This window comes from Desertibacillus haloalkaliphilus (genome assembly GCF_019039105.1).
GTDB classification, from domain to species: domain Bacteria; phylum Bacillota; class Bacilli; order Bacillales; family KJ1-10-99; genus Desertibacillus; species Desertibacillus haloalkaliphilus.
Map to the genome: position 1 here is coordinate 1 of NZ_JAHPIV010000106.1, position 451 is coordinate 451.

Genomic DNA, 451 nt, shown 5'->3' on the forward strand with positions numbered 1-451 from the left:
GTAAGATAGGGTAAATAAAGTTATTGAGGGGGTAACTATGGTCAAAAAACAGTTTACAGACATCAATGGTAAACCGTTCAACCGTAATGCAATGGTTGCGGTGCTGTTGATTGGAACGTTTGCCGGAGCCTTGATGCTGACATCGCTCGGGACCGCCATTCCAACGCTAATGCTAGATTTTGATATTACGTTGGCAACTGCACAGCAGGCAACCACCTGGTTTATGTTGGCGAACGGCATTATGATGCCAGTGTCAGCGTTCTTATCAACTCGCATACCAACGAAGGTGTTGTACATCACAGCGTATTTACTGCTATTCATCGGTATGACGGTTACGTCACTGACACCAGCCCAGCACGATATGTGGTGGATGTTCCTGGCTGGTCGAATCATTGCCGCAATTGCCGTCGGTATTTCAATGCCGTTAATGCAAGTCGTCATGGTGAATATC

1 protein-coding gene is annotated in these 451 nt (G+C 46.6%); it reads left to right on the plus strand.

Features of this window, described 5'->3' with window-relative positions; genetic code table 11:
* Nucleotides 1-37: 37 nt before the first annotated feature.
* On the plus strand, nt 38-451 hold a 414-nt coding region (locus KH400_RS21065), incomplete at its 3' end, for an MFS transporter (RefSeq protein ID WP_217227991.1).